The sequence below is a fragment of the Pseudophaeobacter profundi genome, assembly GCF_029697505.1.
Classification (GTDB): Bacteria; Pseudomonadota; Alphaproteobacteria; order Rhodobacterales; family Rhodobacteraceae; genus Pseudophaeobacter; species Pseudophaeobacter profundi.
On sequence record NZ_JARJEF010000074.1, the window covers coordinates 1 to 484 of the forward strand.

Genomic DNA, 484 nt, shown 5'->3' on the forward strand with positions numbered 1-484 from the left:
TGACGACCGGGGAAATTGATCTTGGCCCGACGCAGAGCCTCGATGACTGACGCCTTGTAACGGTCACTGGAGCGGACACTCATGATTGGCTGTCCAATCCTAACACGAGCGACTGTACCTTGCGGCTTGCCGAACGCTCCTCTCATCCCAGTCTGGAGCCTATCAGCCCCAGCGCAGGACAACATCTTGTTGATGCGGATCACGTGGAAGGGGTGGAGTCTCATCCGGATGTGGAACTGGTCCTTGCCGCAGTTCTTGACCATGTATTTGTTGGCACAGATACGGCCGGCTTCCAGAGCCTCTGAGGAAAGCTGTTCGTACTCATCAGAGACCAGATGGACGCAAAGAGGGAAATCCTCCACACGTGCTTTCTTCTTGCCCAAATCGAAGATCCTAATCTTAGCGTCGGGCACACCACGACAAAACCTTGACTTGGGGTAAGGTTTGTTTTTGCAGTAGCGATAACACCTAGCAGGGCGTCTCC

General features: G+C 54.1%; 1 protein-coding gene. It reads right to left on the minus strand.

All coding sequences use genetic code 11. From position 1 onward, the window contains the following. Positions 1–484, minus strand: a 484-nt coding sequence (gene rplJ / locus P2081_RS21115) for a 50S ribosomal protein L16 (RefSeq protein ID WP_278924608.1), incomplete at both ends; no start/stop codon positions are given.